Annotated in this window: 2 rRNA genes (1 of these 2 running past the window's edge); both read right to left on the bottom strand. The window is 53.2% G+C overall.

Annotated features, from left to right (window positions below):
- Positions 1–262 precede the first annotated feature (262 nt).
- A 5S ribosomal RNA gene (gene rrf, locus K6118_RS17140) occupies positions 263–377 on the bottom strand.
- 80 nt (positions 378–457) lie between these two features.
- A 23S ribosomal RNA gene (locus K6118_RS17135) occupies positions 458–2,970 on the bottom strand (it continues 234 nt past the right edge of the window).

The following is a 2,970-nucleotide window of genomic DNA, read 5'->3' as shown; positions in this document are numbered from 1 at the left end:
GACCTTCAGGTTATGAGCCTGACGAGCTACCGGGCTGCTCCACCCCGCGTCAATTTCATATCCGCGGGGTGTTGGTGCGGCACGCTTTCGCGTGCAATGCGCCGATTGGCCCGCGTCATGTATGTTTGCCTCTGTCTGTCCGGGCTTTTGGCCGTTGTTGCGAGAGGCGCCGTCAAAAGGTTGCGATCTTTAAACAAAAAGACCGCTCTATTGGCGGTTTTTATGTCTTTGTTATTGTGAAGATGTTGTCACTCTTTTGTAGATCTGGCGGCGACCTACTCTTCCGCGCCTTAAGACGAAGTACCATCGGCACAAAGGCCTTTCACTTCCGGGTTCGGGATGGGACCGGGTGGGACAACCTTGTTATAACCACCAGATCAACAAAAGAGTGACTGTTAATTGCGTGACATGCTGTTTGTTTCTTAAGACAAAGAGCTTTGATCTCTGTCTATGGAGGGCTCTCAAGCCAATCGAGCAATTAGTATCAGTTAGCTTCACCCATTACTGGGCTTCCACACCTGACCTATCAACGTGGTGGTCTTCCACGGCTCTCAGAGAGACCTTATCTCGAGGGGGGCTTCCCGCTTAGATGCTTTCAGCGGTTATCCCTTCCGGACATAGCTACCCAGCTATGCGGCTGGCGCCACAACTGGTCCACCAGAGGTCCGTCCACCCCGGTCCTCTCGTACTAGGGGCAGCTCCTCTCAAGTCTCTTGCGCCCACGGCAGATAGGGACCGAACTGTCTCACGACGTTCTAAACCCAGCTCACGTACCTCTTTAATTGGCGAACAGCCAAACCCTTGGGACCTGCTCCAGCCCCAGGATGAGATGAGCCGACATCGAGGTGCCAAACACTGCCGTCGATATGAGCTCTTGGGCAGTATCAGCCTGTTATCCCCGGCGTACCTTTTATCCGTTGAGCGATGGCCCTTCCACACAGAACCACCGGATCACTATGACCGACTTTCGTCTCTGCTCGACTTGTCAGTCTCGCAGTCAGGCAGGCTTATGCCATTGCACTCAACGATCGATTTCCAACCGACCTGAGCCTACCTTCGCGCGCCTCCGTTACCATTTGGGAGGCGACCGCCCCAGTCAAACTACCCACCACAGAGGGTCCCAGATCCGGCTTCACGGATCGTGGTTAGACATCAGGAACAACAAGGGTGGTATTTCAAGGGTGGCTCCACCGGAACTGGCGTCCCGGCTTCAAAGCCTCCCACCTATGCTACACATGTTATCCCTAATGCCACTCTGAAGTTGTAGTAAAGGTGCACGGGGTCTTTCCGTCTGACCGCGGGTACTCCGCATCTTCACGGAGAATTCAATTTCGCTGAGTCTGTGCTGGAGACAGTGGGGAAGTCGTTACGCCATTCGTGCAGGTCGGAACTTACCCGACAAGGAATTTCGCTACCTTAGGACCGTTATAGTTACGGCCGCCGTTTACCGGGGCTTCAATTCGCAGCTCTCACTACTCCTCTTAACCTTCCGGCACCGGGCAGGCGTCAGACCCTATACGTCGTCTTGCGACTTCGCAGAGCCCTATGTTTTTAGTAAACAGTCGCCACCCCCTCTTATGTGCCCCCAACAATGAGTTGCCTCATCACTGGGCCTCCTTATCCCGAAGTTACGGAGGTAATTTGCCGAGTTCCTTCAGCACAGTTCTCTCAAGCGCCTTGGTATACTCTACCAGTCCACCTGTGTCGGTTTAGGGTACGGTCTATATGACAGGGCTATTTCCTGGAACGCTTTGGCAGCATGTCCAATCCGATAAGGACATACACACCTCCACATTCGTCACTTCCTGTCAGGCTCTGGAATATTAACCAGATTCCCATCGACTACGCCTTTCGGCCTCGCCTTAGGGGCCGGCTTACCCTGCGCGGATTAGCCTTGCGCAGGAACCCTTGGACTTTCGGCGACAGTGTCTCTCACACTGTTTATCGCTACTCATGTCAGCATTCTCGCTTCCGATACCTCCAGCATAGCTCACGCTACACCTTCAGCGGCTTACGGAACGCTCCGCTACCACTTGATCATAAGATCAAATCCACAGCTTCGGTACACGTCTTGAGCCCCGGTACATCTTCGCCGCAAGACAGCTTAATTAGACCAGTGAGCTGTTACGCTTTCTTTAAATGATGGCTGCTTCTAAGCCAACATCCTGGTTGTTTTGGCCGTCTCACATGCTTTCCCACTTAGACGTGATTTAGGGACCTTAGCTGGTGGTCAGGGCTGTTTCCCTCTCGACCATGGACCTTAGCACCCACAGTCTGTCTCCCAGGCTCTACTCTACGGTATTCGGAGTTTGGTTAGAATTGGTAAGGCTCGCGCCCCCCGCATCCATCCAGTGCTCTACCCCCGTAGGTAATACCTGAGGCACTACCTAAATAGTTTTCGCGGAGAACCAGCTATCTCCCGGCTTGATTGGCCTTTCACCCCTAGGCACAAGTCATCCCCGTCTTTTTCAACAGACGTGGGTTCGGTCCTCCAGTGCATGTTACTGCACCTTCAACCTGCTCATACCTAGATCGCCGGGTTTCGGGTCTAATCCATCGAACTCAGTCGCCCTATTCAGACTCGCTTTCGCTACGCTTACACCTAACGGCTTAGGCTTGCTCGATAGACTAACTCACTGACCCATTATACAAAAGGTACGCCGTCACCTCACAATGGAGGCTCCGACTGCTTGTAGGCATTCGGTTTCAGGTTCTATTTCACTCCCCTCATCGGGGTGCTTTTCACCTTTCCCTCACGGTACTGGTTCACTATCGGTCGTATGGTAGTACTTAGGCTTGGAAGGTGGTCCTCCCACGTTCAGACAGGATTTCACGTGTCCCGCCCTACTCAAGGCTATCTTCTTTGTTTTCCCGTACAGGACTATCACCTACTATGGTCCAACTTTCCAGATGGTTCCGGTAACGCTAAAGATAACACTGGCCTGGTCCCCGTTCGCTCGCCGCTACTAG

The sequence above is a fragment of the Kordiimonas marina genome (assembly GCF_023006325.1).
GTDB lineage: Bacteria > Pseudomonadota > Alphaproteobacteria > Sphingomonadales > Kordiimonadaceae > Kordiimonas > Kordiimonas marina.
The sequence above is the reverse complement of the archived record's forward strand: the minus strand, read 5'-3'. Positions and strand labels throughout refer to the sequence as shown.